The sequence below is a fragment of the Paracidovorax konjaci genome (assembly GCF_900112675.1).
GTDB lineage: Bacteria > Pseudomonadota > Gammaproteobacteria > Burkholderiales > Burkholderiaceae_C > Paracidovorax > Paracidovorax konjaci.
Map to the genome: position 1 here is coordinate 1 of NZ_FOMQ01000021.1, position 25,922 is coordinate 25,922.

The following is a 25,922-nucleotide window of genomic DNA, read 5'->3' on the forward strand; positions in this document are numbered from 1 at the left end:
GCAACTCATCGAGCAACAGCAGATGCAGGCGATGCCACACTCCCACGGCCTGCCAGTCACGTAGACGCCGCCAGCAAGTCATGCCGCTGCCAAAGCCCAGTTCCTGGGGCAACTCTTCCCAAGGGATGCCGGTGCGCAAAACGAACAGGATGCCGTTGAGGGCCATCTCGTCGCTCACCCGCGGGCGACCGCCCTTGGCCGAGGCGGCGACTACCGGCAACAGCGGCGCAACCTTCTTGAACAGTGCTGCGCTTATCTCTTTTTTCTTGTTTCGACTCATGCATCACCAAACGCTCTTCGCTCGATTTGCGATGACATGGTTTTGTTAGCCGCTTTTAGCGGCTCCCTACAGCTCGATAGTTGTTGATGAAACCCAGGACTTCGGGCCCCAGGCATTGAAGCTGCTGAGGGCAATGGTTCCCTCTGCGGCTAATGACCTGCTTTTCGTAGGCGACGGGCACCAGCGCATCTACAGTCGCAACAAGGCGGCCATGAGTCGGTGTGGAATTGATATTCGCGGCCGCTCCAAGAAGCTTTACATCAACTATCGGACGACAGACGAGATTCGGCGCCAAGCGGTTGCACTGCTAGAAGGCGTCGAAGTCGATGACCTAGACGATGGGCACGATGAGACCCGCCGGTACCGGTCGCTATCCCACGGACCGGTTCCGAAGGTCGTCTCCGTCGAAGGATTGGAAGGTGCCTACGCAGAGGTCGCCGGCTTCTTGGAGCAATGGCGTGCGGCGGAGGGCGCTGGCGTTGAGCTGACCTACTGCGTTGTAGCGCCGAGCGAGAAGGTGCGCGACGCCTTGGGGCAGCAGCTTCAGGCCAAGGGTGTTCAGACGGTTGCCATATCAGCCCAAACAAATCACACCGATGCACGAGGCGTGGTTCATCTTTCAACTATGCACAGAGCAAAAGGTTTGGAGTTCGATTGTGTTGCAGTTGTGGCTCCGACCACTTATGTCGCGGACGCATCCGCTGAAAGCCATCGACGCCAACTGCTGTATGTCGCTTTGACCCGTGCCAAGAGAGGTGCGCTACTCGCGGTGTATTGATGAGCGGCTTCAGTTCTTGGACGCTTTTCGCATGCCTGACGGGTCTGTGGCGTCTCACGCGCCGCCCTAAAGAGGAAATGCCATGACAGTATGAGGTCATGGCATTTCGTGCAGTTCATGCGATACGGACTGCCAGCGTATCGCCTGACCATGGCAAGGTTCTAGGGCGCCTCGGTTACGGCCTACTTGCTCTTTGGAACGCCTCAAAAACCACCACATTGCTCGGCAGCTCCGTTTCCAGGGGGTGTTCTGCATCCAGCATCGATGGCGACTCTCGAACCGTGTCCGTAGCGCCGCCGAGATTCGTCAGCGTCGACTTCTTCAGCCGAAGCCGACCGTTGTGTTCCATTTTCTCCAATCGGTTGACCTCCGCTTGCTCGGCCAACTGCGCGATGGACGTAGTGTTCAGGTGGGTGTAGCGAGAAAGGCTTCGCAGCTCCCTGTGACCGCTGTACGCCTGCAGGTCCAGGACGGTTTTGAACAAACCGGACTCGGCCATGCGGCTGATACCTTCGTGCCGAAGGTCATGAATGCGGAGGTCGTCGATGCCTGCGGCTTCGCAAATGCGGCGCCAGGCCTTGAGCAAGGTTTTCAGACGAATGTCGAACACCACGTCGCTTGTTCTCGGCAGCTGCCTGAGCAGCGCCATCACATCTGCTCGTAGAGACAGGTGGTGTGGGCGCCCGTTCTTTGACGTCGGAACGAAGGCCGTATGGCGTTCCCAGTCGATGCGGTCCCAGAACAGCCCGAATGTTTCGCTGCGGCGTGCCGAGGTCGACAACTGGAACTGAATGAAGGTCTCCATCATCGGGATGTGAGGAAAACCTTCGGCGATGGCTTGCTCACGGGCGCGCTCATAGACTGCCTTACGGTCGCGATTGACCGCATAGTGGGTTTCCCCCTGGCGGGCGGCTGCAACCTCAGCTTGCGCGATGTCGCGAACCCGGGCTTCTAGGGACATCATCTGGTCTTCGCGTCGGGCGGCTTCCAGCAGCCGAACTTCTTCGTCGCCTTTCAGTCGGCGGTCGCGCTCATTGAAAAATTTGGGTCGCTTCACCCCATCGAGAGGCATGTGCTCAAGATGGATGCGTTGCTTGGTCAGTTGCCGGTTGTAGACGGCACTCAGCAGTTGAATCTGCCGGTTCACCGTCGAGGCCTGCACGAAGTCGAGTCGGTCTTCGATGAAGGCCTCGATGTCCTCGGGCATCACTTCGGTCAATGGCAGGTTCAGCCACTCCAGCGAGGTCATAGGTGCCCTGTTCGCGCCCAGGGGGCTCATGACCTTCCCAAACTCCTTCATCTCTCGCTTACGTTGTTCGACCCGTTGGGCCAGCTCGTTCTTGCTGTCGGCCAACATGGCATTCAGGATGATGGCGTAGTTGGCCCCGCCCTTGAGGCCAGGGCAGTCTTCCTGGATGTATGCGCGAATCAGGTCGGCCGTCGTGGTGCGAGCGCCCTTGGTGTAATCGCGGAACAGGCCCTGGCGTTCCTCTGCGTCGATGGTGGCGGCAAAGGCCTCGGCTTCGCGCAGGGACTTGAAAGTCTTGGCCTGGTCCTTGTGGCCCTCGCGACGCACACGCACCAGCCAACTGCTGTCACCTTGGTCGATGGACGGCTCCAGACCTTGGTCGCGCAGGTTGTTGATGTACTTCTGTGCGTCTTCCTTGCGGCTGTAGGCAAACGACCGCCGGAGGTTCGGGCGACGCGCGACAGTGACGATGAAAGGGCTGCGGTTGGTGAAATCCGCCATGGTTCGTTCTCCGAAAAAGTTTGTGGAGAACCCTGTAGCGAATGCGCCTTCCGAACTTCGTTTTACGTCGTTATAGCTATAGCCGTTCCGGGTGCTGGAGCGGAGCCAAACAGGCCGTTGGCCGAGGCCGAACGAAGTAGGGGAGGGAGGTCATCGGAACGCATCCGGACGAAGGCAAACGAACCCTCGCGACGACCCATTTGGAACAACCTGGCTGTTTTGCCTGCTTTTTGAGCAGTGCGTCTGCATTGCGCTGACGCTAGGTTGTTGATTTGTTTGAAGAAAATCTGGTCGGGGTGAGAGGATTCGAACCTCCGGCCTCTACGTCCCGAACGTAGCGCTCTACCAGGCTAAGCTACACCCCGTTTGTCGACCGGCAGGGTCGTGGTTCACACGCGCCGGTCTAGCAGCTGAGACGCCAATTGTAGCAAACCTTCGGTGTATTTATTCGGTGGAAGCAGGGCCAGCGACTTGATCGCGATCTGTGCCTGAGCGGCTGCGGCTGCCCTCGTCGCTTCAAGTGCGCCGGTCTGCTTGACGATGGACAGAATGGCGGGAAGTTCGTCGATCGAGCCGTGCTGAATTGCCGCTTCGATCAGCTGTCGCTGACTTGCGTCTCCGCGCTGCATGGCGATGATCAAGGGAAGTGTCACCTTTCCCTCGCGGAGATCGTCGCCGAGGTTCTTCCCCATTTCGGCACTGTTTCCATCGTAGTCCAGCACGTCGTCGATCACCTGGAAGGCGGTGCCGATTGCTTGCCCATATTCTGCGCAGGCCGTCTCGATATCGCGGCTGGTTCCTGCAAGCACGGCGGCAAGGCGAGCGCTGGCTTCGAACAGCTTGGCCGTTTTGGAGCGGATGACTTCCAGGTAGCCCTGCTCGTCGAGCGTCGCATCATGGGTATTCATCAGCTGCTGGACCTCGCCTTCCGCAATGATGTTCGTGGCTTCGGAAAGGATTTGCATGACGCGCATGTCGTCTGCATCCACCATCATCTGGAAGGCCCGCGAGTGGAGAAAGTCACCCACCAGCACGCTCGCAGGATTACCGAAATTCTCATTGGCGGTCGGGCGTCCGCGTCGCATGGTCGATTCATCCACCACATCGTCGTGCAGCAGCGTGGCGGTATGAATGAATTCGACGACAGCCGCGAGATTGAAGCGTTGATTGCCCTGGTAGCCCAGCGCTCCCGACATCAGCAGCAGCAGGGCAGGGCGCAATCGCTTGCCGCCTGCGGAGATGATGTAGCGTGCAATTTCGCCAATGAGCGAGACGGAAGACTGAAGGCGATGGGCAATCACTTTGTCCACCTCATGCATGTCGTCTGCAATCAGTGCAAGGATGGCCGAAGTGTGAGGCTGTGCGGACAAGGGAGGATGCGGCTGCGAGGTGAAAGAACCATTATAGGAATGGCCATGTGGTCCGCTTTCGCATGTCAGATGCGTGCGCGTGAGCGGCGGAGTGTGCCCGGTAGCCAAAGAACGCCTGGTGTGCTAAAGTGCGCAGTTCCGCGGAAATTCTTTTGCGGAAAGTTACTTCATAGAGGTTTACATGTACGCGGTCATAAAAACCGGTGGCAAGCAGTATCGCGTTGCTTCCGGCGAAAAAATCAAAGTAGAACAGATTGCTGCGGACGTAGGCCAGGAAATCGTGATTGACCAGGTTCTTGCTGTCGGAAACGGCGCTGAGATCAAGGTCGGCACGCCCCTGGTGTCCGGCGCCACCGTTACGGTCACAGTCGTGGCCCACGGCAAGCACGACAAGGTGCGCATCTTCAAGATGCGTCGTCGTAAGCACTATCAAAAACGCCAAGGCCATCGCCAGCAGTTCACTGAACTGCAGATCGGTGCGATCGCCGTTTAAGGAGCAGACACCATGGCACAGAAAAAAGGCGGCGGCTCTACGCGAAACGGGCGCGATTCCAAGCCAAAGATGCTTGGAGTGAAGGCGTTCGGTGGCGAACTGATCAGCGCGGGTTCAATCATCGTGCGCCAGCGCGGCACCCGGTTCCACCCCGGTGCAAACGTTGGTCTGGGCAAGGATCACACGTTGTTCGCTCTGGTGGACGGCCATGTGTCTTTCGGCACCAAGGGCGCGCAGTCCAAGCACACCGTCAATGTGACGCCGGCCTGATCGCTCGCACCCTGACAATGCTGTGAAGCCCCGATGCGTCGGGGCTTCGTCATTTTCATGCCTGCATGTCCACAGGAATGCAAGGCTGTCTGATTCGGGTCGAGGCCCTGTTTTTGTAAACTCTTCCCATGAAGTTCGTCGACGAAGCCTTTATTGACGTGGCTGCCGGTGATGGCGGTAACGGTTGTGTGTCCTTCCGGCACGAGAAGTACAAGGAGTTCGGCGGACCCAACGGAGGGGATGGCGGGCGCGGTGGCCATGTCTTTGCCGTTGCCGATCCGAGTTTGAACACGCTGGTGGATTTCCGGTTCTCTCGTCGCCACGAGGCCAAGCGCGGGGAGCATGGCATGGGCTCGGATATGTTCGGCGCTGCGGGTGACGACATCGTTCTGAAGATGCCGGTGGGAACGATCATTTCAGACGTGGAAACGGGTGACGTCCTTTTCGAGCTCCTGGAGCCCGGGGAAACCATCACCATTGCGAAGGGCGGGGATGGTGGCTTCGGCAATATGCGCTTCAAGAGCGCGATCAACCGCGCTCCTCGCCAGAAGACCCCGGGCTGGCCGGGTGAGCGCCGGAGCCTGAAGCTCGAGTTGAAGGTGCTGGCAGATGTGGGTTTGCTGGGAATGCCCAATGCAGGCAAGTCCACTTTCATCGCAGCGGTCTCGAATGCGCGTCCCAAGATTGCCGACTACCCCTTCACGACCCTTCATCCAAATCTTGGTGTAGTGCGGGTAGGGCCTGAACAGAGTTTCGTTGTAGCGGATATTCCTGGCCTGATCGAAGGTGCCTCGGAGGGGGCCGGTCTGGGGCATCAGTTCCTGCGCCATTTGCAGCGTACCCGCTTGCTGCTGCATATCGTGGATATTGCTCCTTTTGACACGGGCGTGGACCCTGTCGAGCAGGCCAAGGCGATCGTGGGTGAACTGAAGAAATACGATGCTGAATTGCACGACAAGCCTCGGTGGCTGGTGCTCAACAAGCTCGACATGGTGCAGCCGGACGAGCGAGTGTCGATCGTCAAGGATTTCGTGAAACGCTTCAAATGGAAGGGGCCTGTTTTTGAGATCTCGGCGTTGACCCGTGAGGGATGCGAGCCCTTGATCCAGGCGATCTACCAGCACATCAGGAGCCAGCAGCAGGCTGAGCAGGCTCCGCAGGTCGTGGATCCGCGTTTCGCAGGCGATGTGACTCCAGAGTAGGCCTGCTGAAATTCAGGAACATGTGCTCAGTCCGCACCTGTGCAGAAAATCGCAACAAAGACAAAATCCATGGCTAACAGCATATTGCGAGATGCGCGTCGCATTGTGATCAAGGTGGGGTCGAGTCTGGTGACCAATGAAGGGCGCGGGCTCGATGAGACCGCCATCAGCGAATGGAGCCGGCAAATGGCTGCGCTGGTAGGTGGCCTAGCTGGCCCGCGGCGCGAGGTCATCATGGTTTCCAGCGGGGCCATTGCTGAAGGCATGAAGCGATTGGGGTGGTCTACCCGCCCCCACGAGATCCATGAGCTGCAGGCGGCGGCTGCCGTGGGCCAGATGGGTCTTGCGCAGATGTATGAAACGAAGCTGCGGGAGCAAGGGCTTGGCAGTGCGCAGGTGCTTCTGACCCATGCCGACCTGGCGGACCGTGAGCGCTACCTCAATGCGCGGTCCACGCTGCTGACGCTGCTGCGCCTTGGGGTGCTCCCTGTCATCAACGAGAACGACACGGTCGTGACCGATGAAATCAAATTCGGTGACAACGACACGTTGGGCGCGTTGGTGGCCAATCTGGTGGAGGCCGACGCATTGGTCATCCTGACCGACCAGAAGGGGCTTTACACCGCCGATCCCCGACGCGATCCTCTGGCGCAATTCGTCCATGAGGCTGCGGCAGGGGATCCATCGCTGGAAGCGATGGCGGGGGGGGTGGGCACGAGCATTGGGCGTGGCGGCATGATCACCAAGATCATTGCAGCCAAAAGGGCGGCGGGATCCGGTGCTTCGACGGTGATCGCCTGGGGGCGCGAGCCGGATGTGCTCCTGCGACTGACCCAGGGCGAAGCCATAGGCACCTTGTTGGTTGCCCAAACGGCCAAGAAACAGGCGCGCAAGCAGTGGATGGCGGATCATCTGCAGTTGCGAGGGGCCGTGACCGTGGATCTTGGAGCTGCCGCAAAACTGCGGGAAGAAGGCAAAAGCCTTTTGCCGATCGGGATGGTGGCGGTGGAGGGTGAGTTCTCCCGCGGTGACGTGATTGCTGTGCGCGATGCCGCGGGCGCAGAAATCGCCCGCGGCCTAGCCAACTATGCCAGCGCCGAAGCACGATTGCTCTGCCGGAAGCCATCGGCAGAATTCGAGCGGCTACTGGGGTATAGCGCCGAGCCCGAAATGGTTCACCGGGACAATCTGGTGTTGTCCGTCATATAAGCAGGGCTCAGGAAACAAGGGCGATCGAATGATCGCCCTTGTTTCTTTGTCACGCGCTGCGTCAAGGAGCAGGCTTGTGGGGGGATTCGACATCTGCAACACCGCCTGCCGTGAGGGGGATCGTTGCATTGCGAGGATCTGGATCGAAGCTCGCGCCTGGAGGCATTTCCATGCCCGGGTGAACGAGCAGCGATGCCGCACGGTGCTGCTGTGACGCATGGGCTCCGTTCAATCCGCCCTCTGCTGACCCTTCCCGGTGGCGCATGCCGCTGCGGAGGTAGCGGTTGCGCTGATCGTTGCGAGGCAGGAAGCGCGCCAGTTCGGTCAGCGCCATTTCATAGACGCCACGCTTGAACTCCACCACGACATCCAGCGGCACCCAATAGTCATTCCAGCGCCAGGCATCGAACTCGGGATGGTTGGTGGCCCGCAGGTTCAAATCCCAATCGTGGCCGACGAGCTGAAGCAGGAACCAGATTTGTTTCTGGCCCTTGTAATGGCCGCGTGCATCGCGGCGGATATACCGGTCAGGCACCTCATAACGCAACCAGTCCCGTGTACGGGCCACCACGCGGACATGACACGGCTGCAGGCCCACTTCTTCATGCAACTCGCGGTACATGGCCTGCTCGGGAGTCTCGCCCCGATCAATGCCACCTTGTGGGAACTGCCAGCTGTGGGTGCGAATCCGCTTGCCCCAGAACACCTGGTTTCTCTGGTTGAGCAGGATGATGCCGACGTTAGGCCGAAAGCCGTCCCGGTCAAGCATAATCTAACCCCAATTTTTTAAAACTGTATCCATTATGCACGGGCCCTGATGCGCGGCAAGCATATCGGCTGTGATGGTGAATTCCCCCTCAATGAAAGCGTCCCAATTTTTTGTTTCCACCCTCAAAGAGGCCCCGGCCGACGCCGAAGTGGTGAGCCACAAGCTCATGACGAGAGCCGGACTCATCAAGAAGCTGGGCGCGGGAATCTACAACTACATGCCCATGGGTCTGCGGGTCATCCGCAAGGTGGAGGCCATCGTCCGTGAGGAGATGAACCGCGCCGGCGCTGTAGAGGTGACCATGCCGGTGGTTCAACCGGCAGAGTTCTGGCAGGAAACGGGCCGGTTCGAAAAAATGGGCCCCGAGCTGCTGCGCATCCAGGATCGCCATGGCCGGGACTTCGTCGTCCAGCCGACGAGCGAGGAAGTGGTCACTGACATCGCTCGCCAGGAACTGCGCAGCTACAAGCAGCTTCCCAAGAATCTCTACCAGATCCAGACCAAGTTCCGGGACGAGCGCCGCCCACGCTTCGGCTTGATGCGCGGGCGCGAGTTCATCATGAAGGACGCATATTCCTTCGACCGCGATCAGGCGGCAGCCAAGGCCAGCTACCAGGTGATGGCGCAGGCCTATCGCCGGATCTTCGACCGTTTCGGCCTGACCTACCGCGCCGTGGCCGCGGACAGCGGCGCGATCGGCGGGGACCTCAGCGAAGAGTTCCAGGTGATTGCCGCGACGGGCGAAGACGCGATCGTCTATTGCCCCCAGAGCGACTACGCCGCCAACATCGAGAAGGCGGAGGCGCTGGCTCCGCAGGGCGCTCGCCCCGCTGCGTCGCAGCCGCTGGCCAAGACGCCCACGCCGGGCAAGAGCACCTGTGCGGATGTGGCGGAACTGCTCGGCGTGCCGCTGCAGACCACAGTGAAATCGCTGGTGCTAGCCACGGATCGGCCGGACCAGGATTTGGGTACAGGCCTCTTACCGCAACTCTGGCTGCTGCTGCTGCGCGGCGATCACGACATGAACGAGATCAAGGTCGGCAAGGTCGCTGGCTTGGACGCCGGCTTCCGTTTCGCCACCCTGGGCGAGATCGAGGACCATTTCGGCTGCAAGCCCGGGTATCTGGGGCCTTTGAACCTGCTCAAGCCGGTGAAGCTGGTCGTGGACCGCGAGGTGGCGGTGATGGCCGACTGGATCTGCGGCGCCAACGAGGCCGATCACCACATGACCGGCGTGAACTGGGGGCGCGACCTGCCCGAGCCGGGCTTGGTTGCCGATCTGCGCAATGTGGTGGCGGGTGACCGCTCTCCCGATGGCCAGGGCCAATTGGCCATCGAGCGCGGGATCGAGGTCGGCCACGTTTTCTATCTGGGCACCAAGTACAGCAAGGCCATGAATGCCACCTTCCTGGGTGAAGATGGCAAGCCGGCCTTCTTCGAGATGGGCTGCTACGGCATTGGCGTCACACGCCTGCCGGCAGCGGCCATCGAGCAGAACCATGACGAGCGCGGCATCATCTGGCCCGACGCGATCGCGCCTTTCACGGTGGTGCTGTGCCCGATCGGCATGGACCGCAGCGAAGAGGTGCGCGCAGCCGCCGAGAAGCTGCATGCAGACTTGCTCGCGGCGGGCGTGGACGTGATCCTGGACGACCGCGGAGAGCGTCCGGGTGCGATGTTCGCCGACTGGGAACTCATCGGCGTTCCGCACCGTGTGGTGCTGTCCGACCGTGGCCTCAAGGAAGGACAGGTCGAATACCAGCACCGCCGCGATACGGCGGCCACCAAGGTGGCGGCCGCCGAAATCTTTGGCTTCATCAAGGATCGAGTCCAGGTATGACTGCGGCGGAGGGTAAGGGCGCGGGACGCGGCCAGGGCCTGTCCCGCCGGGCTTGCGTGCTGGCGGGCGCTTCTTCCGGATTGGCCGGATGGCTCGGTGCGCCGGCGACCGCCCATGCCGGCGGGCAACTGGAGGAGCCGCTCGCGGACTCCGTGCGCACGGCGCTCAGTTCCGCGATTTCCAACCAGGCGCCACCGGAGCCCGACTTCTCGACCACGGATGCCCGCCTGCACTACCTGCGCTGGCTCGGCACCATGAGCGATCGGCTGCGCCGCCGCAAACCCGAATGGGAAGTGCGGCGCGATTTCCTGCAGACCGTCTGGTACGAGTCCAAGCGTGCCGGCCTCGATGTGTCGCTCGTGCTGGGCCTGGTGCAGGTGGAGAGCGCGTTCCGCAAATATGCCGTGTCGAGCGTGGGGGCCCGGGGCTACATGCAGGTCATGCCGTTCTGGACCCGGGTCATCGGGGATGGCGACGCGGGCAAACTGTTCCACATGCAGACCAACCTGCGGTTCGGCTGCGTGATCCTGCGCCACTACCTGGACCGCGAGCGTGGAGACCTGTTCATGACGCTGGGCCGCTACAACGGCAGCCGTGGCCGGTCGCCCTACCCGGACGCGGTGTTCTCGGCGCAGCGCAATTGGGCGTTCCAGGATCGCATCACCTCGGCCTGACGGCAGGAAGGGCGTGGCGCGGGCAAGCGCGCGCCCGGGCATCAGTCTCCGCTGCGCCCTGCGGATGTCGGGGGCGATGATGCTGGCGCCGCGGTGCCGCTGCCTTCCGGCTGTAGGCGCGACACCATGATCTGGTCGATGCGGTAGCTGTCCACGTCCAGCACCTCGAACTTGTAGCCGCCCCAGTTCACGCTGTCGGTACGGCGGGGTACGCGGCGCAGCATCACCATCAGGAAGCCAGCGAGGGTTTCGTACTCTCCGGCATGCGGCAACTCGTCGAGGTGCAGCGCGCGCAGCACGTCGCCCACGGGCGTCACGCCGTCGATGAGCCAGGAGTTCTCGTCGCGGCGCACGATCTGCTCTTCGTCGTCCGGACCGATGAGGTCGCCCATCACGGTGCTCATCACGTCGTTGAGCGTCACCACGCCGACGACGAGGCTGTATTCATTGACGATGACGGCAAAGTCCTCGTGCACCTGGCGGAACTGGTCCAGCACCTCGGCCAGGGACAGCCGGTCGGGCACGATGAGCACCTTGTGCACCAGCCCTTCGTCCTGCAGCGAGATCGGCTGGTTGTTCAGCACCCGCTGGAAGAGGTCTTTGGCATCGACGTAGCCGACCACATGGTCGATGTCGCCCTCGCACACCGGATAGGTGGAGAAGGGTTCGGCCGCGATGCGCGCACGGATGAGGTGGTCGGGATCGTCGCGCAGGAAGAACGCGATGCGGTCGCGCGGCGACATGGCGCTGCTCACGGGCCGGGAGTCGAGTTCGAAGACGTTCTCGATCACCTGCTGCTCGCGCGCCGCCAGCACGCCGGCGCGGGTGCCGGCTTCCATCATGGCCAGGATGTCGTCGGAGGTGATGCGGTCATCGCGCAGCGACGAGAGCCCCAGCACGCGAAAGAGCAGGTCGGCGGCCCGGCTGTAGAGCCAGACCACGGGCCGCAGCAGCGTCATGAGGACGGCCATGGGCCGGGCCACGCGCACGGCCAGCCGCTCCGAGTTCACCATGCCCAGGCGCTTGGGGAAGAGGTCGGCAAAGAGAATGAAGAGCGAGGTGACGGCGGTGAAAGAGGCCAGGAAGCCGAAGGTTTCCGCGCGCGCGTCGCTGAGCCAGAGCTGGAACAGGGCGGTGAAATGCGGGGTGAGCGCGCCTTCGCCCACGATGCCGCCCAGGATGGCCACGGCGTTCTGCCCGACCTGCACGACGGTGAAATAGTCGCCCGGCTGCTCCTGCATGCGCATGACGCTCTCGGCGCGGGTTTCGCCTTCGTCGGCCAACTGGCGCAGGCGCAGGCGGCGCGATGCGGCCAGGGCGATTTCGGCCACGGAGAAGAAGGCGCTGGCCACGATGAGGAGGCCGATGAGGAAGAGGCTTTGCGACAGGGTCATGGAACGGGCGGGCGCCGCCATGGAGTCGTTGTGCGAAGGGCCGTGCGCCGGCCCGTCGAGTGTACGCGGGCACCGGGCCCGCGCCGGCGGTCGTCCGGGCGCGCGCCGAATGCCGCCGGAGGGCGGCTGAAGCAGGCCCGGGCCGGATGGCGGGGCCCGGTCCGGCCGCCGTCCTACTGCACGACGAAGCCCATGCGCGTCTTGGCCGCGGTGCCGCGCGGAAGATCGGCCACCTCGACGGTGGACCGGTGCTGCAGCCGCGCGTTGCCGAAGCCCGTCATGAGCGCGCGCCGCATTTCGCGTGGGGGCATCTGCGCCAGCACGTCCAGCACATCGGGCAGCGGGTCGGGGTCGATCAGCCGCCCCCAGTCATGGCCGGCGCGTATGCCCTGGTAGAGGTTGCGCGCGATGGTGCGGGCCTGCTCCGGAGAAGGTGCCTGCACTTCGAACACGTTCATGCGGTTCAGGATGGGTTCGGGAATGCCGCGGTCGTCGTTGGCGGTGGTGATCCAGATGACCTGGCTGGCGTCGATGGCGATTTCCGCGAATTCGTCGGTGAAGCTCTGTGCGGTGTCGTGCTCCAGCAGTCCGTACAGTGCGCCGAGCGGGTCGTACTGCGCATCCGGCGAGGCCTTGTCGATCTCGTCCACCACGATGACCGGGTTGGCGTATTCGCCGTCCACGAGGGCCTCGAACACCTTGCCCGGACGGGCGCCCTTCCACTGGGACGAGGAGCCCGACAGCAGCCAGCCCGCGGTCATGGAACTCATGGGCACCAGGTTCATGCCCGTGCCCAGCAGCTCGGCGAGCTGCCGCGCGAAGTGGGTCTTGCCGATGCCGGGCGGGCCCAGCAGCAGCATGGGCGTGACCTCCAGGCCGTCGCGGCTGTCCTGGGCGAGGGCCACGTGGCGCTTCACGTCGTCGAGCACGTCGGTGAAGTTGGGGAGCTGGTCGTAGAGGCCGGCCATGTCCGGCACGCCGGAAGGCTTGACCTGGAAGCGCTCGGGGCCCCGTTCGAGCATGCGTTCGTACACGGCGCGCAGGGTTTCGTATTCACGCTGGCTGCCGGCATCCTGGAGCCGGGCCAGCCGGCGCTCCACGTCGCCGGGGCGGAACACGTTGCGCAACTGGGCCACCGGCAGGCCCATCAAAGGCGGTTGCGGGACAAGGCTGTGTGTCGTCGTCATGGCGCGCTCCTGGTTCGTTGGAATGAAAGGGCACGCAACCATTCAAGCACACAACATGCCGGCGTCCAAAGATGGAAAAACCCGGTCAACCGACGGTAGTTGTGCGGCAACGAAGCAAGAGAGCATCCGGCACGAAAAAGCCGCCTCGCGGGCGGCTGTGGGGCGGGGCAAAGGCCGGCCGTGGATCAGGCCTGCGGCTCGCCGCCCAGGACCTGCTGCAGCTCGCCGGATTCGTACATCTCCATCATGATGTCCGAGCCGCCGATGAACTCGCCCTTCACGTAGAGCTGCGGGATCGTGGGCCAGTTGCTGTATTCCTTGATGCCCTGGCGGATCTCGGGGTCGTCCAGCACGTTGACCGTGGCGAGGCCCTTGGGGTCCACGCCACAGGCCTTGAGGATCTGGATCGCGCGGCCCGAGAAACCGCACATCGGAAAGCTGGCGCTGCCTTTCATGAAGAGCAGGACTTCGCTGGATTTGACGAGGGCGTCGATGCGTTGCTGGGTGGTGTCGCTCATGGGTTGCTCCTGGAGAGGGCGCCGCGCGCGGGCGGCAATGGGGGAGATTATTTCACCGTCGCCCGGCGGGGTGGAAGAACGCACCAGTTGGAGGCGGGTCGCGCTGTTTCCAGGGGGCCGGGAAGGTGTTTCAAGGGGGCCTGCGGCCGCCCGTGCAGCGCGCGTGGCCTGCGAGGTCGGCGCGGCTCTGCACTTCCTGGAAGCCGGCGTCCCGCAGCAGGGCCTGCACGGCGTCCGGCTGGTCCCAGCCATGTTCCAGCAGCAGCCAGCCGCCGGGCACCAGCCGCGCCATGGACTGCACCACGATGGTGCGGATGTCATCCAGGCCGTCGGGCCCGCTCGCGAGGGCCTGCAGCGGTTCGTGCGTGAGCGCCGCGAGGTGGGGGTCGTCCTGGGCGATGTAGGGCGGGTTGGACACGATGGCGTCGAACGGGCCGGCGATCCCGCCGAGCCAGTGCGCGCGGACGCAGTCCACGCCCAGGCCGAGCCGCCGGGCGTTGGCCTGCGCCACCGCGATGGCCCCGGCGCTCGCGTCCACGGCCAGCAGGTGCGCATCGGGGCGGGCATGCTTGAGCGCCAGGGCGATGGCGCCGCTGCCCGTGCCCAGGTCGGCCACGCGCGGCGCGGCCGCGGGTTGCAGCACCTCCAGCGCCCAGTCCACCAGCGTCTCGGTGTCCGGGCGCGGATCCAGGACTCGCGCATCGACCTGCAGCGCCAGGCCGTAGAACTCCTTGCGCCCCGTGAGGTAGGCCACGGGTTCGCCGGCCCGGCGGCGGGCGCACAGGGCCGTGAACGCGGCCTGCGGGCCGGCAGGGAGAGGATCGGTGTCGTGCGCCAGCAGCCAGGCGCGGCCGGCGTCGGGCTGGCCGAGCACGTGCAGCAGGAGCATCTGCGCATCGATGCGCGCGAGACCGAGGCCCTGGGCGTGCGAAAGCGCCTGGGCGAGCGTCCAGGGTGCCAGCGGGTCGAAGGGGCCTGCAGCCATGTCGGTTGCTATCAATTCAGTAGCTAAAGAAGACCAGAATACAGCGGCATGGAGCGGATTTCATGCGAAGTCCGCGGCTCAGGCGCCGGATTCCAGGTCGGCCAGCAATTCGGCCTCCCGCGCGTGGCGCAGCGCCTCCAGCACTTCGGAGAGGTCGCCCTCCATGATGGCGAGCAGCTTGTAGAGCGTGAGGTTGATGCGGTGGTCGGTGAGCCGGCCCTGCGGGAAGTTGTAGGTGCGGATGCGGTCGCTGCGGTCGCCGCTGCCGATCAGGCCCTTGCGCAGCGCGGCCTCCTTGGCGGCACGCTCGCTGCGCTCCTTCTCCTGGATGCGCGCCTGCAGCACCTGCAGGGCCTTGGCCTTGTTGCTGTGCTGGCTGCGGCCGTCCTGGCATTCGGCCACGATGCCCGTGGGCAGGTGGACCACGCGCACGGCGGAGTCGGTCTTGTTGATGTGCTGGCCGCCCGCGCCGCTCGCGCGGAAGGTATCGATGCGCAGGTCGGCGGGGTTGAGGGTGACGGCCTGCTGCTCGTCGGGCTCGGGCATCACGGCCACGGTGCAGGCGCTGGTGTGGATGCGGCCCTGGGTTTCGGTGGCGGGCACGCGCTGGACGCGGTGGCCGCCCGATTCGAAGCGCAGCGCGCCGTAGGCATCGGGGCCTTCCACGCGCAGCACGACTTCCTTGTAGCCGCCGATCTCATTCTCGTTGGCGCTCAGGATCTCGACCTTCCAGCCCACGGTGGCGGCGTAGCGCGTGTACATGCGCGCGATGTCACCCGCGAACAGCGCCGATTCGTCGCCCCCCGTGCCCGCGCGGATCTCCAGGAAGGCGTTGCGCGCATCGTCGGGGTCTTTGGGCAGCAGCAGGCGCTGGAGTTCGTCCTCCAGCTGCACGAGTTCGGCTTCGGCGGAGGCGATCTCCTCCTGCGCCATGTCGGCCATGTCGGGGTCTTCGAGCATCTCGCGCGCACCGGCGAGGTCGGCCTCGCGCTGTCGGTAGCGGGCGTAGCGGCCGGCCACCTGCGTCACCTCGGCATGCTCGCGCGAGATGGTGCGGTACTGCGCCATGTCGGACATGATGTCCTCGCGGGAGAGCAGGAAGTCGAGCTCTTCGAGGCGCTGGGCGTGGCGCTCCAGCTGGCTTCTGAGGAAGGGTTTCATCGAAAGGGGAAAGGGGTTTGCCACCGTTCGGGTGGCGAGGGGCGCCCGATTATCGGGGGCCGGCAGGGCGCAGGGGCCGAGAGGGCGCGGCGGGCGCTAGAGGCCGCTCTTGCTCTGCGCGCGAAGGAACAGGCGCGAGACGGTCTGCGCCGTCTGGGCGCGCGTGTCGGCGTCGCCCGCGCGCAGCTCGGCCAGGGTGCCGTGCAGCATCTTCTGGGTGATGCCGCGCGAGAGCGCATCGAGCACGGTGTCGAGGTCTTCGCCCTTGGCCAGGAGCTTCTTGGCGCGCGCGATCTCCAGGGCGCGCCACTCGTCGGTCTGGGCGTTGATCTGCTGGATCAGCGGCACGACGCCTCCGGCCGGGCTGCGCTGGTCCATCCAGTGCATGAAGCTCTGCACGCCCGCATCGATGATGGCCTCGGCCTGCGCGACGGCGGCCTGGCGGCTGGCCTGCGCGGTCTGGACCACGCTCGCGAGGTCGTCCACCGTGTAGAGGTAGATGTCTTCGAGCGCCTTCACCTCGGGCTCGATGTCGCGCGGCACGGCGAGATCGACCATGAACATCGGACGGTGGCGGCGCTTCTTCAGCGCACGCTCCACGGCCCCCAGGCCGATGATCGGCAGGCTGCTGGCCGTGCAGCTCACCACGGCGTCGAACTCGTGCAGGCGCTCGGGCAGGTCGGCCAGGCGCATGACCTCGCCGCCGAAGCGCGAGGCGAGCTTTTCGCCGCGTTCGAGCGTGCGGTTGGCGATGGCGATGGCCTTGGGGTTCCGCGCCGCGAAGTGGGTGGCGGCAAGCTCGATCATCTCGCCCGCGCCCACGAAGAGCACGCGGATCTCGGAGAGGTCTTCGAAGAGCTGGCCCGCGAGGCGCACCGCCGCGGCGGCCATGCTGATGCTGTGCGCGCCGATCTCGGTGCTGGTGCGCACCTCCTTCGCGACGGCGAAGCTGCGCTGGAAGAGCTGGTTGAGCGTGGTGCCGAGTGCGCCGGCGGTTTCGGCGGCGCGCACGGCATCCTTCATCTGGCCGAGGATCTGGGCCTCGCCCAGCACCATCGAATCGAGCCCGCTCGCCACGCGGAAGGCATGGCGCGCGACGAGGCCGTCTTCGAGGGTGTAGGAATGCGAGCGCAGCAGCGAAGGGCTGACGCCGCCGCTGTGGGCCAGCCAGTCGAGCGTGTGGTCGAGCGCGGCCTCGTGGCCGGCGCAGTAGATCTCGGTGCGGTTGCAGGTGGATATGAGGGCGGTTTCCACGTGCGGATGGCGGGCGGCGCCGCTGAGCGACTGGCGCAGGCCCTGCAGCGTGGGGGCGATCTGATCGAGCGCGAACGCAAAACGACCGCGCAGATCGAGCGGCGCGGTCGTGTGGTTGATGCCCAGGGCCCAGACTGCCATGCGCCGGATTATAAAATTTCCGACCCGCCCGCGCGCTCCTTCCGTGCAAGGGCCTTGATCTGTGTCATGCCTTTGAGCCATGGACCCTCTTGCCGCCGCCAACCACCTGCTGAACTTCGCAGCGCCCGCGCTGGGCGTGTCCCTCCTGCTGGCGGCCGCGGGGCGAGTCTTCTATCGAAAATCGCCCCATGCCGCCGGATTCATTGGAGAGTTTGCTATTAATTTGATAGTGGGTGTGGTGGTACTCGGGGCAGGGCTGGTGCTGTTCGGGCGGGACGGAAAGATGCTCACCTATGCGGCGCTGGCGGCGGCGTGCGGCACCAGCCAGTGGCTGATGCTGCGCGGCTGGCGCCGCTGATACCGATTGGCAATCGCGGAGATAGCCGCGCCGGGCCGTCAGTCCGCCGGGCCCTGGGGCTCGGCCGCGGGCCTGGACTGTGCCCCGGGCACCGACGTGGAGGCCGGCGGCGACAGCGCCAGCCCGGCTCGCCGCAGCGTGTCCAGGATCGAGAACAGCAGGTCGCTGCGCACACCGCCCGCATTGCGCGGGTTGTTCACGTGGCCGATGGCCAGGAACGTGAGCGTGCCTTCCACGATGCCTTCGAGCTGCACGATGGGTGCCGGGCTCTCCAGCACGTCCGGGTGGGCCCGGAACGCGCCGAGGATCACCTCGCGCATGCGCTGCGCATCGGTGTCCAGCGGCGCGGGCAGCCGCAGCAGCACGCGGCCCTGGGCGCCGCCCCAGGTCATGTTGCGCACGGTCTTGGTGATGAATTCCGAGTTGGGCACGATCACGGTGGAGTGGTCGCCGAGCTGGATCTCCGTGGCGCGCACGTTGATGCGGCGGATGTCGCCCTCGGTGTCGCCCAGCTTCACCCAGTCGCCCACCTTCACGGGCCGCTCGGCCAGCAGGATCAGGCCGGAGATGAAGTTCTGCACGATGGCCTGCAGCCCGAAGCCGATGCCCACCGAGAGCGCGCTCGCGACCCAGGCGATGCGTTCCACGCTGATTCCCAGCGCCGCCAGCGCGGCGGCCACCACCATCACGCCGCCGACATAGCCGAGCAGGGTGGTGATGGAGCTGCGCATGCCCGGCTCCAGCGACGTGCTGGGGAAGTAGCGGTCGCTGAGCCAGCGCTTGACCACGCGGATGCCGACGAAGCCCACCACCACCACGGCCAGCGCCGTCAGCAGCGCCTGCGGCGCCAGGGCGAAGTTGCCCACGCTGAGGTTCTGGTCGATGCTGCTGCCCCGACGGAACAGCTCGTCCGGGCCGGTGCCGAAGGGCGCCAGCAGCGCGATGACGAGGTAGAAGAACAGCACCAGGCGCAGCACGCCCGACACCACCACCGCCGACTGGTCGAGCAACCCGGGGTCGATCCCCATGCCCGCGTGCAGGCGCCGCCCGAAGCTGCCCTTGGACGACAGCACGGCTTCGCAGACGTCGTCCGCGAGCTGGTGGAGCAGGTAGGCCGTGGCGAAGGCGACGCCGCTCCAGACCATCTGCCGCGCGAGCGCGCCGGCCAGCGCGATGTAGCCGAAGGCGACCAGCACCACGACGGCGAGGGAAGCGATGCCCGCCAGGGCGACCAGCAGGCCCACCCAGAGGGGCCGCGGCGCAGGGGCGGGTGCCGGCGCATCGCCGCTGCCTTCCGCCCCCTCCTGCGCCGCCGAGGCCGCCGCCGCCGGCGCGTTCAACTGCCGCACGGAGGCCGCGACGACGGCCGCCACGAGCAGCGCGAAGAAGGCCTGTGCCGTGACTTCGGCCGAGAGGCTGGCGGCCACGGCGGCATTGATCTCGGTGACCATGCCGCCCAGCGAAGCGACGATGGCGATCAGCCAGGGGTACGGGCTCAGCCGGCGGGCCAGATCGTCGGGCAGCGAGGGCAGGCGCCAGGAGCTGCGCTTGCGCGACAGCAGCGCGTGGCCCAGGCCGATGGCGAAGGCCGCGAACACGGCCAGGCCCACGGCGGTGTGTCCCAGCCCGTCCAGCCGCTCGCCCAGGTTGTTGTTGGCGTCCAGGCCGCTCAGCAGCAGTTGCGCCGCCGTGCCGATGAGGACCACGTTGGTCACCACGGAGGCGGCCGCCAGCAGGGAGCGCCGCAGCCGGCCGGCCGGCAGCTTGGCGGGCGCGATGCGCACCAGCAGCCGCTCTCCCGCCCAGTTGCCGACCACGGCCAGCAGCAGGGCGCCGATCAGGCTCAGCAGGAAGGTATTGCGCCGCTCGGGCTCCAGCGCCTGGCGCACGGCCTGCTTCGCTTCGCTGGCCAGGGCGGCCAGGCGCGCGGTGTCGTTGGGCAAGGCGCTGCGCAGGTTGCGCCAGAAGGCCGCGCCCAGCGGGGAATCGGCGCGCGCCGTGAGCGCGGCCTGGAACTGCTGGCGGCGCTGGCGCAGGAGGTCGGCGCTGAGCTGGTCGGCGTCCACGACGATGAGGCGCGCGAGCTTCAGGTCCGCATCGACCGTGCCGCGCTGCTTGGCGAGCGCCGCACGCTGCTGCGCGACGTCGGGCGCATCGGCCGGCGCCCCTTTCTCCGGCGTGGGGCCGAGGCCCGCCAGGCGCGTGTCCAGGTCGGCCAGCTCCACCGTGCGGCGGGCCACCAACTGTTCGGCCGCCGTGCCGATGCCATAGACGTCGTTGACCAGCTTGCGGCCGTCGTCGTCCTCGCCGAGCTTGCGGGGCACGGCGTCGAGGCGCTTGCGCAGCTCGTCCACCGAAGGCAGCGGGACATCGGGATCGACAGCGGCGGCCATGGCGGCGGCCCGTGCCGCGGCGGCGCTGCTGGATGGGGCCGGGGCGGAGGCAGGGGCACGCTCCTGCGCGATGGTCGTGGGAAAGTGGGTCGCCAGCAGCCAGAGCAGGCAGGCCGCCAGCACGGCGATCAGCCGCCTGCGCGGTGCGCTGCTGGCGCGGGGATCGGTGGGGCGCAGGGGTGGGGTGGGGAGAACGGTCGGGTCCATGGCGTGGACCGGGAGGGTATCACCGTGCCGGGCTGAAAAGGTCCACGCGGTCCGTGATGATGCCGTCGGTGCCGAGATCGATGAGCCGCTGCGCCGCCCATTCGTCGTTCACGGTGTAGCTGAGGGCGCGCAGGCCGCAGCCCTGGACTTCGGCCACGTTTTCCGCCGTCCAGAGCGCATGGTTGCAGACCACGGCAGCGCAGCCGAGCTGGCGCGCGGTGTCGAGCCAGCCCGGAGGCAGGCTGTCCAGCAGCAGCCCGCGCGGCAACTGGGGTGCGGCATCGCGCGCGCCCGTGAGCGCCGGCACCTGGAACGAGGTGAGCAGCGGCGGCACCGCGGCGCCCAGCCACAGGCGCGCGGCCAGCGCCGCCACGGCGCGGCCGGTTTCTTCTTCGGTGCCCGGCGTGGGCTTGATCTCGATGTTGAGGAAGTAGCCGTTGGCGATGCAGAAGCGCGCAATGTTTTCCAGCGTGGGCAGCGGCTCGCCCGCGCAGCCGCGGGAGTGCCAGCCACCGGCGTCGAGCTGCGACAGCTCGCTCCAGGGGCGCTCGCCCGCCGTGCCGTGGCCGCTGGTCGTGCGCTGCAGCGTGGCGTCGTGCAGCAGGAAGGGCACGCCGTCGCTGCTGAGCTTGGCATCGCACTCGAACATGCGGTAGCCGTGCTGCGCCCCCAGCCGGAAGGCCGCGAGCGTGTTCTCGGGCGCGAGCTTGCCCGCGCCGCGGTGCGCGATCCAGCGCGGGTAGGGCCAGTCGGTGGAAGCGGCAGGGGTGGAGGCGGTCATGGGGTGGCGGTTTGGGTGGACGGCGCGCGGTGCGGAGGGCCTCCGCAGCCCACGCGCCTGCCGTTCAGTCAGAAGAAGGCGCCGCAGTCGGCTCGGCCGTGGCTTCGCAGGGCTCGCCGAACTTGAGCAGGTTGCCGTGCGGATCGATCACGTACAGCTCGCGCATGCCCCAAGGGCGCTCGGCCGGGGGCTCGTGCGGGAGCCCGCGGCGTGTGAAATCGGCATGCAGCGCCCGCACGTCGCCGCGCAGGTAGCACGAGGTGTTCTCCGCGATGTGACGATCGTCGCAGAGCCAGAAATGCAGCTCGCAGCCGTCGCGGGTGGCGATGAGGTAGTCGGCCGCGCGCAGCGCGATGGCGAACCCCAGGCGGTCCACGTAGAACGCGGCGCTCTCGTCCAGGTCGAGCGATGCCAGCACGGGGATGGTGGCGTGGAGCGCGTTGGCCATGGGGTGTGCCGGGGTGCGGGGCTTCAGATGCGCTTGCCGGTGCCGGCGTCGAACCAGTGCAGGCGCTCTTCGCGCGGCGCGACGCGGATGGTTTCTTCGGGCTGCGGATGGTGCGTGCCCTCTTCGATGCGCACGATCACCTGCTCGTCCCCGCTGCCCGATTGCAGGCGGCCATAGACGAGCCGCTCGGCGCCCAGCAGCTCGACGGTCTCGACGCGCAGGTCCCAGCCGGTATCGGCGATGTCGAGGTGCTCGGGGCGGATGCCCAGGATGGTGCCCTGCCGGCCGCCGGGCGCGTTCTTGAGCAGGTTCATCGGCGGCGAGCCGATGAAGCTGGCCACGAAGGTCGATGCGGGCGCGTGGTAGACCTCTTCGGGCGTGCCTAACTGTTCCATCACGCCGCCGTTCATGACGATCATCCGCTGCGCGAGCGTCATGGCCTCGACCTGGTCGTGCGTGACGAACAGGCTGGTGATGCCCAGTTCGCGGTGCAGTTTCTGGATCTCCAGGCGGGTCTGCGCGCGCAGCTTGGCGTCGAGGTTGGAGAGCGGTTCGTCGAACAGGAACACCTGCGGCTGGCGCACGATGGCGCGGCCCATGGCCACGCGCTGGCGCTGGCCGCCTGACAGTTCGCGCGGCTTGCGCTCCAGCAGGTGGCCGAGTTCGAGGATCTTCGCGGCCTTGTCCACGCGCGCGCGGATCTCGTCCTTGGGCACCTTGGCGATCTTCAGGCCGTAGGCCATGTTCTCGAAGTTCGTCATGTGCGGGTAAAGCGCGTAGTTCTGGAACACCATGGCGATGTCGCGCTGGGCGGGTTCCAGGTCGTTGACCACGCGGTTGCCGATGGCGATCTCGCCGCCGGAGATCTCCTCCAGGCCGGCCACCATGCGCAGCAGCGTGGATTTGCCGCAGCCCGAGGGGCCGACGATGACGATGAATTCGCCATCCTGGATCTCGGCGCTCACGCCGTGGATGACCGGATTGGCCTTGGGGCCGACGCCGTAGCGCTTGATGACGTTGCGCAGGGAAAGAGATGCCATGTCTGTCTGGGAATAGGGGAGGGGTTGTCGGTGTCGCTTGCTGCGGGGCGGGGTGGCCGGGGCTTACTTCTCGGTGTCCACCAGGCCCTTCACGAACCACTTCTGCATCAGGATCACGACGATGGCGGGAGGCAGCATCGCGAGGATGGCCGTGGCCATGACGATGTTCCACTCGTTCTGGCCGTCGCCGCCGGCGATCATGCGCTTGATGCCGATCACCACGGGGTACATGTCTTCGCTGGTGGTGGCCAGCAGGGGCCACAGGTACTGGTTCCAGCCGTAGATGAACTGGATCACGAACAGTGCCGCGATGGAGGTGCGCGACAGCGGCACGAGCACGTCCTTGAAGAAGCGCATGGGGCCCGCGCCATCGATGCGCGCAGCCTCCACGAGTTCGTCGGGCACCGTCAGGAAGAACTGGCGGAAGAGGAACGTGGCTGTGGCCGAGGCGATCAGCGGCACCGTGAGGCCGGCGTAGCTGTTGAGCATCCCCAGGTCCGACACCACTTGGTAGGTGGGGCCGATGCGCACTTCGACGGGCAGCATCAGGGTGATGAAGATCAGCCAGAAGCACAGGCCCTTGAAGGGAAAGCGGAAGTAGACGATGGCGAAAGCCGACAGCAGCGAGATGGAGATCTTGCCGAAGGTGATGACCATCGCCGAGACGAAGCTCACCCACATCATCCGCGCCACCGGGGCGGTAGAGCCGGCGCCCTGGTCGCGGCCGAAGAGCGCGGCGGAGTAGGTCTCCCAGAAATGGCTGCCCGGCAGCAGCGGCATGGGCGCCTGCACGATTTCCTGTGCGGTGTGCGTGGAGGCGACGAAGGCGAGGTACAGCGGGAACGCCACGATGGCGACCCCCAGGACCATGATGAAGTGCGCGAGGATGCCGCGCGTGAGGCTGCGTTCGACCATGTCAGTACTGCACTTTCTTTTCGACGTAGCGGAACTGCACCACGGTCAGCGCCACCACGATGAGCATCAGCACCACCGACTGCGCGGCCGAGCCGCCCAGGTCCATGGCCTTGAAGCCGTCGTAATACACCTTGTAGACGAGGATCGCGGTGTCCTTGCCGGGGCCGCCCTGCGTGGCGGCGTCCACGATGGCGAAGGTGTCGAAGAAGGCATACACCACGTTGATCACGAGCAGGAAGAAGGTGGTGGGCGAGAGCAGCGGGAACTGCACGCTCCAGAAGCGCCGCCACGGGCCCGCGCCATCGATGGAGGCGGCCTCGATCAGGGACTTCGGAATCGACTGCAGCCCCGCGAGGAAGAACAGGAAGTTGTAGGAAATCTGCTTCCAGACCGAGGCCATGACGATCAGCGTCATCGCGTGGCCGGAGTTCAGCAGGTGGTTCCAGTCGATGCCGAGCTTGCCCAGTCCGTACGCGACCACGCCGAGCGAGGGCGAGAACATGAACACCCAGAGCACCGCGGCCACCGCGGGCGCGACGGCGTAGGGCAGGATCAGCAGGGTCTTGTAGAACATCGCGCCGCGCACCACGCGGTCGGCGAACACGGCGAGCAGCAGCGACAGTGCGATGCCGCTGCCGGCCACGAGCACCGAGAAGAAGGCCGTGGTCTTGATGGATTCCACGTAGCTCGGGTCGTTGAACAGGTTCTTGAAGTTCTCCAGACCCACCCACTCGGTGGAGGTGCCGAAGGCGTCCTGCATCTGCAGCGACTGCACCAGCGCCTGGCTGGCCGGCCAGAAGAAGAAGACCAGGATGATGACCATCTGCGGGGCGATGAGCAGCCACGGCAGCCAGGCGGATTTGAATCGAACGCGTTTTTCCATGATGGGGGCGATTGTCCCTTGCGTGCCATGCGCGCGGTTCCCGCGGGGGAATGCCGGCGACTGATGAAAAAACCCTCCCCGCTGGGCGGGGAGGGTCGTACGGAAGCCGGGGCCGCGCGGCGTGCCGCCCGCGGCCGGGTTCCGGCGATGCTCAGCCCTTGTTGGCCTTCTGGAAGCGGTCCAGCTGTTCGTTGCCGCGCTTCACGATCGAGTCCAGGGCTTCCTTGGCGGTCTTCTTGCCGGACCAGACCTGTTCCAGCTCTTCGTCCTCGATGGCGCGGATCTGCACGTAGTTGCCCAGGCGGATGCCGCGGCTCTTGTCGGTGACCTTGCGGACCATCTGCGTCACGGCCACGTCGGTGCCGGGGTTCTCCTTGTAGAAGCCGGACTTCTCGGTCAGCTCGTAGGCGGCCGTGGTCACCGGCAGGTAGCCCGTGCGCTTGTGGCTGGCCGACTGCACCTCGGGGGTGGAGATGAACTTGAAGAACGAGGCCACGCCCTTGTATTCGGCGGGCTTCTTGCCGGCCATCACCCAGAGGCTGGCGCCGCCGATGACGGTGTTCTGCGGTGCGCCGGGCACATCCGGGTAGTAGGGCAGGGGAGCCAGGCCGTAGGCGAACTTGGCGTTCTTGGCCACGTTGCCGTAGAAGCCGGACGACGTGTTGATCATGGCGCACTCGCCCGACACGAAGCTCGCCTCGGGCACGTTGCCGCGGCCCTTGTAGATGAACAGGCCCTGCTTGGCCATGTTGGCGAGGTTCTCGATGTGGCGCACGTGCAGCGGGGAGTCCACCTTCAGGCGGGCGTCCAGGCCCTGCAGGCCGTTCGACTTGGAGGCGAACTCCACGTTGTGCCAGGCCGAGAAGCTCTCCACCTGCGTCCAGTTCTGCCAGGCGGTGGTGAACGGGCACTTGTGGCCGGAGGCCTTCAGCTTGGCTGCCGCGTTGACCACTTCGGGCCACGTGGCGGGCGCCTTGTCGGTGGGCAGGCCGGCGGCCTTGAACGCGTCCTTGTTGAAATAGAAGATGGTGGTGGAGCTGTTGAACGGGAAGCTCAGCATCTGGCCGTTGGGTGCCGTGTAGTAGCCGGCCACCGCGGGGATGTAGACCTTGGGGTCGAACGGCATGCCCGCGTCCTGCATCACCTTGCCCACGGGCACCACGGCGCCCTTGCTGGCCATCATCGTGGCGGTGCCCACTTCGAACACCTGCAGGATGTGCGGGGCGTTGCCGGCGCGGAAGGCCGCGATCGACGCCGTCATGGATTCGTCATAGGTGCCCTTGTAGGTGGGCACGATCTTGTAGTCCTTCTGGCTCTCGTTGAACTGGCGGGCCAGGTCGTTCACCCATTCGCCGTTGACGGCCGTCATCGAATGCCACCACTGGATCTCGGTCTGGGCCTGCGCGGAGACGCAGACGGTGGCGGCAATGGCGGCGGTCAGCGCCAGGTGCTTGAAATGCATGGAAACTCCTCAAAGAATGGCGGATGCAAAAACGGCGCATGGTATGCGTCGTTCGTGTCATCGGTATGTCGTTGTCGCATACATGGGCGGTTCCGCAGATCGGGAACTTCCCGGGGCGGGCGAGGCAGGCAATGCGGAATTGTGTCAATTCTGTGACGTG

24 protein-coding genes, 1 tRNA gene and 1 pseudogene are annotated in these 25,922 nt (G+C 65.5%); 8 read left to right on the top strand and 18 right to left on the bottom strand.

Going from position 1 to position 25,922, the window contains the following annotated elements:
* A partial coding sequence (locus BM144_RS20940; protein ID WP_139225801.1) for a transposase occupies positions 1-280 on the bottom strand: 280 nt, incomplete at its 3' end.
* 61 nt (positions 281-341) lie between these two features.
* Here BM144_RS20940 and BM144_RS20945 point away from each other — a divergent pair.
* Positions 342-1,058, top strand: a pseudogene (locus BM144_RS20945) (ATP-binding domain-containing protein); the annotation flags it as partial.
* Positions 1,059-1,233: 175 nt separating this feature from the next.
* On the opposite strand, the gene BM144_RS20950 reads toward BM144_RS20945, so the two are convergent.
* The 3 genes from BM144_RS20950 to BM144_RS20960 all read right to left on the bottom strand — a co-directional run bounded on the left by BM144_RS20950 (position 1,234) and on the right by BM144_RS20960 (position 4,178).
* A complete protein-coding gene (locus BM144_RS20950; protein ID WP_092957172.1) occupies positions 1,234-2,808 on the bottom strand; it encodes a site-specific integrase in 1,575 nt (524 codons plus the stop codon).
* Positions 2,809-3,096: 288 nt separating this feature from the next.
* Positions 3,097-3,173: transfer RNA gene (locus tag BM144_RS20955), tRNA-Pro, on the bottom strand.
* Positions 3,174-3,197: 24 nt separating this feature from the next.
* Positions 3,198-4,178, bottom strand: coding sequence for a polyprenyl synthetase family protein (locus tag BM144_RS20960; RefSeq protein ID WP_092957175.1), 981 nt, complete (start codon positions 4,176-4,178; stop codon positions 3,198-3,200).
* 181 nt (positions 4,179-4,359) lie between these two features.
* Here BM144_RS20960 and rplU point away from each other — a divergent pair, with 181 nt between their 5' ends.
* The 4 genes from rplU (at position 4,360) to proB (ending at position 7,352) form a co-directional block, all read left to right on the top strand.
* Positions 4,360-4,671 carry a 50S ribosomal protein L21 gene (rplU, locus tag BM144_RS20965; protein WP_092957178.1) on the top strand — a complete coding sequence of 104 codons (312 nt, stop codon included), beginning with the start codon at positions 4,360-4,362 and terminating at the stop codon, positions 4,669-4,671.
* A gap of 12 nt (positions 4,672-4,683) precedes the next feature.
* Positions 4,684-4,941, top strand: coding sequence for a 50S ribosomal protein L27 (rpmA, locus tag BM144_RS20970; protein WP_092957181.1), 258 nt, complete (start codon positions 4,684-4,686; stop codon positions 4,939-4,941).
* A gap of 128 nt (positions 4,942-5,069) precedes the next feature.
* Positions 5,070-6,143, top strand: coding sequence for an Obg family GTPase CgtA (cgtA, locus tag BM144_RS20975; protein WP_092957184.1), 1,074 nt, complete (start codon positions 5,070-5,072; stop codon positions 6,141-6,143).
* Between the two features lie 69 nt (positions 6,144-6,212).
* Positions 6,213-7,352, top strand: a complete 1,140-nt coding sequence (proB, locus tag BM144_RS20980; RefSeq protein WP_092957187.1) for a glutamate 5-kinase — start codon at positions 6,213-6,215, stop codon at positions 7,350-7,352.
* A gap of 61 nt (positions 7,353-7,413) precedes the next feature.
* On the opposite strand, the gene BM144_RS20985 is transcribed toward proB, so the two are convergent.
* Positions 7,414-8,121, bottom strand: a complete 708-nt coding sequence (locus BM144_RS20985; protein ID WP_092957190.1) for an RNA pyrophosphohydrolase — start codon at positions 8,119-8,121, stop codon at positions 7,414-7,416.
* Positions 8,122-8,212: 91 nt separating this feature from the next.
* Between BM144_RS20985 and BM144_RS20990 the strand changes: the two genes are divergently transcribed.
* Together BM144_RS20990 and BM144_RS20995 are read left to right on the top strand one after the other, a co-directional pair.
* Positions 8,213-9,961, top strand: coding sequence for a proline--tRNA ligase (locus BM144_RS20990; protein ID WP_092957193.1), 1,749 nt, complete (start codon positions 8,213-8,215; stop codon positions 9,959-9,961).
* Complete coding sequence (locus BM144_RS20995) at positions 9,958-10,635, top strand: lytic transglycosylase domain-containing protein (protein ID WP_092957196.1); 678 nt, start codon at positions 9,958-9,960, stop codon at positions 10,633-10,635. The genes BM144_RS20990 and BM144_RS20995 overlap by 4 nt, the downstream gene beginning before the upstream one ends.
* 41 nt (positions 10,636-10,676) lie before the next feature.
* Here BM144_RS20995 and paeA read toward each other — a convergent pair whose 3' ends face one another.
* The 6 genes from paeA to hemA form a co-directional block, all read right to left on the bottom strand.
* On the bottom strand, positions 10,677-12,029 hold the full coding sequence (gene paeA / locus BM144_RS21000) for a polyamine export protein PaeA (RefSeq protein WP_175526097.1): 1,353 nt from the start codon (positions 12,027-12,029) through the stop codon (positions 10,677-10,679).
* A gap of 173 nt (positions 12,030-12,202) precedes the next feature.
* A complete protein-coding gene (locus BM144_RS21005; protein ID WP_092957202.1) occupies positions 12,203-13,216 on the bottom strand; it encodes an AAA family ATPase in 1,014 nt (337 codons plus the stop codon).
* A 185-nt stretch (positions 13,217-13,401) separates the two neighbouring features.
* Entirely contained in the window at positions 13,402-13,734 is a 333-nt protein-coding gene (gene grxD / locus BM144_RS21010; RefSeq protein ID WP_092957205.1) for a Grx4 family monothiol glutaredoxin, read from the bottom strand.
* Between the two features lie 130 nt (positions 13,735-13,864).
* A complete protein-coding gene (gene prmC, locus BM144_RS21015; RefSeq protein ID WP_092957208.1) occupies positions 13,865-14,719 on the bottom strand; it encodes a peptide chain release factor N(5)-glutamine methyltransferase in 855 nt (284 codons plus the stop codon).
* A gap of 78 nt (positions 14,720-14,797) precedes the next feature.
* Positions 14,798-15,880: a peptide chain release factor 1 gene (gene prfA / locus BM144_RS21020; RefSeq protein ID WP_092957211.1), complete on the bottom strand. Its 1,083-nt coding sequence runs from the start codon at positions 15,878-15,880 to the stop codon at positions 14,798-14,800.
* A 96-nt stretch (positions 15,881-15,976) separates the two neighbouring features.
* Entirely contained in the window at positions 15,977-17,275 is a 1,299-nt protein-coding gene (gene hemA / locus BM144_RS21025; protein WP_092957214.1) for a glutamyl-tRNA reductase, read from the bottom strand.
* 79 nt (positions 17,276-17,354) lie between these two features.
* Here hemA and BM144_RS21030 point away from each other — a divergent pair, with 79 nt between their 5' ends.
* Positions 17,355-17,633 (top strand): hypothetical protein, encoded by a 279-nt coding sequence (locus BM144_RS21030; protein ID WP_092957217.1) that lies wholly within the window; start codon positions 17,355-17,357, stop codon positions 17,631-17,633.
* A 38-nt stretch (positions 17,634-17,671) separates the two neighbouring features.
* Here BM144_RS21030 and BM144_RS21035 read toward each other — a convergent pair whose 3' ends face one another.
* The 7 genes from BM144_RS21035 to ugpB all read right to left on the bottom strand — a co-directional run bounded on the left by BM144_RS21035 (position 17,672) and on the right by ugpB (position 25,762).
* Positions 17,672-20,233 carry a DUF3772 domain-containing protein gene (locus tag BM144_RS21035; protein ID WP_434802687.1) on the bottom strand — a complete coding sequence of 854 codons (2,562 nt, stop codon included), beginning with the start codon at positions 20,231-20,233 and terminating at the stop codon, positions 17,672-17,674.
* Positions 20,234-20,252: 19 nt separating this feature from the next.
* Positions 20,253-21,014 carry a glycerophosphodiester phosphodiesterase gene (gene ugpQ, locus BM144_RS21040; RefSeq protein WP_092957220.1) on the bottom strand — a complete coding sequence of 254 codons (762 nt, stop codon included), beginning with the start codon at positions 21,012-21,014 and terminating at the stop codon, positions 20,253-20,255.
* Between the two features lie 64 nt (positions 21,015-21,078).
* Complete coding sequence (locus BM144_RS21045) at positions 21,079-21,462, bottom strand: bleomycin resistance protein (protein WP_092957223.1); 384 nt, start codon at positions 21,460-21,462, stop codon at positions 21,079-21,081.
* Between the two features lie 23 nt (positions 21,463-21,485).
* Positions 21,486-22,502, bottom strand: coding sequence for a sn-glycerol-3-phosphate import ATP-binding protein UgpC (locus tag BM144_RS21050; protein WP_092957226.1), 1,017 nt, complete (start codon positions 22,500-22,502; stop codon positions 21,486-21,488).
* Positions 22,503-22,565: 63 nt separating this feature from the next.
* A complete protein-coding gene (ugpE, locus tag BM144_RS21055; protein ID WP_092957229.1) occupies positions 22,566-23,417 on the bottom strand; it encodes a sn-glycerol-3-phosphate ABC transporter permease UgpE in 852 nt (283 codons plus the stop codon).
* 1 nt (position 23,418) lies between these two features.
* Positions 23,419-24,300, bottom strand: coding sequence for a sn-glycerol-3-phosphate ABC transporter permease UgpA (gene ugpA / locus BM144_RS21060; protein ID WP_092957232.1), 882 nt, complete (start codon positions 24,298-24,300; stop codon positions 23,419-23,421).
* A 151-nt stretch (positions 24,301-24,451) separates the two neighbouring features.
* Entirely contained in the window at positions 24,452-25,762 is a 1,311-nt protein-coding gene (ugpB, locus tag BM144_RS21065) for a sn-glycerol-3-phosphate ABC transporter substrate-binding protein UgpB (RefSeq protein WP_092957235.1), read from the bottom strand.
* Positions 25,763-25,922 lie beyond the last annotated feature (160 nt).

Coding starts and splice junctions, on each gene's coding strand:
- BM144_RS20950 (WP_092957172.1), bottom strand. CDS start 2,808: ATGGCGGATTTCACCAACCGCAGCCCTTTCATCGTCACTGTCGCGCGT.
- rplU (WP_092957178.1), top strand. CDS start 4,360: ATGTACGCGGTCATAAAAACCGGTGGCAAGCAGTATCGCGTTGCTTCC.
- rpmA (WP_092957181.1), top strand. CDS start 4,684: ATGGCACAGAAAAAAGGCGGCGGCTCTACGCGAAACGGGCGCGATTCC.
- cgtA (WP_092957184.1), top strand. CDS start 5,070: ATGAAGTTCGTCGACGAAGCCTTTATTGACGTGGCTGCCGGTGATGGC.
- proB (WP_092957187.1), top strand. CDS start 6,213: ATGGCTAACAGCATATTGCGAGATGCGCGTCGCATTGTGATCAAGGTG.
- BM144_RS20985 (WP_092957190.1), bottom strand. CDS start 8,121: ATGCTTGACCGGGACGGCTTTCGGCCTAACGTCGGCATCATCCTGCTC.
- BM144_RS20990 (WP_092957193.1), top strand. CDS start 8,213: ATGAAAGCGTCCCAATTTTTTGTTTCCACCCTCAAAGAGGCCCCGGCC.
- BM144_RS20995 (WP_092957196.1), top strand. CDS start 9,958: ATGACTGCGGCGGAGGGTAAGGGCGCGGGACGCGGCCAGGGCCTGTCC.
- paeA (WP_175526097.1), bottom strand. CDS start 12,029: ATGACCCTGTCGCAAAGCCTCTTCCTCATCGGCCTCCTCATCGTGGCC.
- BM144_RS21005 (WP_092957202.1), bottom strand. CDS start 13,216: ATGACGACGACACACAGCCTTGTCCCGCAACCGCCTTTGATGGGCCTG.
- grxD (WP_092957205.1), bottom strand. CDS start 13,734: ATGAGCGACACCACCCAGCAACGCATCGACGCCCTCGTCAAATCCAGC.
- prmC (WP_092957208.1), bottom strand. CDS start 14,719: ATGGCTGCAGGCCCCTTCGACCCGCTGGCACCCTGGACGCTCGCCCAG.
- prfA (WP_092957211.1), bottom strand. CDS start 15,880: ATGAAACCCTTCCTCAGAAGCCAGCTGGAGCGCCACGCCCAGCGCCTC.
- hemA (WP_092957214.1), bottom strand. CDS start 17,275: ATGGCAGTCTGGGCCCTGGGCATCAACCACACGACCGCGCCGCTCGAT.
- BM144_RS21030 (WP_092957217.1), top strand. CDS start 17,355: ATGGACCCTCTTGCCGCCGCCAACCACCTGCTGAACTTCGCAGCGCCC.
- BM144_RS21035 (WP_434802687.1), bottom strand. CDS start 20,233: ATGGACCCGACCGTTCTCCCCACCCCACCCCTGCGCCCCACCGATCCC.
- ugpQ (WP_092957220.1), bottom strand. CDS start 21,014: ATGACCGCCTCCACCCCTGCCGCTTCCACCGACTGGCCCTACCCGCGC.
- BM144_RS21045 (WP_092957223.1), bottom strand. CDS start 21,462: ATGGCCAACGCGCTCCACGCCACCATCCCCGTGCTGGCATCGCTCGAC.
- BM144_RS21050 (WP_092957226.1), bottom strand. CDS start 22,502: ATGGCATCTCTTTCCCTGCGCAACGTCATCAAGCGCTACGGCGTCGGC.
- ugpE (WP_092957229.1), bottom strand. CDS start 23,417: ATGGTCGAACGCAGCCTCACGCGCGGCATCCTCGCGCACTTCATCATG.
- ugpA (WP_092957232.1), bottom strand. CDS start 24,300: ATGGAAAAACGCGTTCGATTCAAATCCGCCTGGCTGCCGTGGCTGCTC.
- ugpB (WP_092957235.1), bottom strand. CDS start 25,762: ATGCATTTCAAGCACCTGGCGCTGACCGCCGCCATTGCCGCCACCGTC.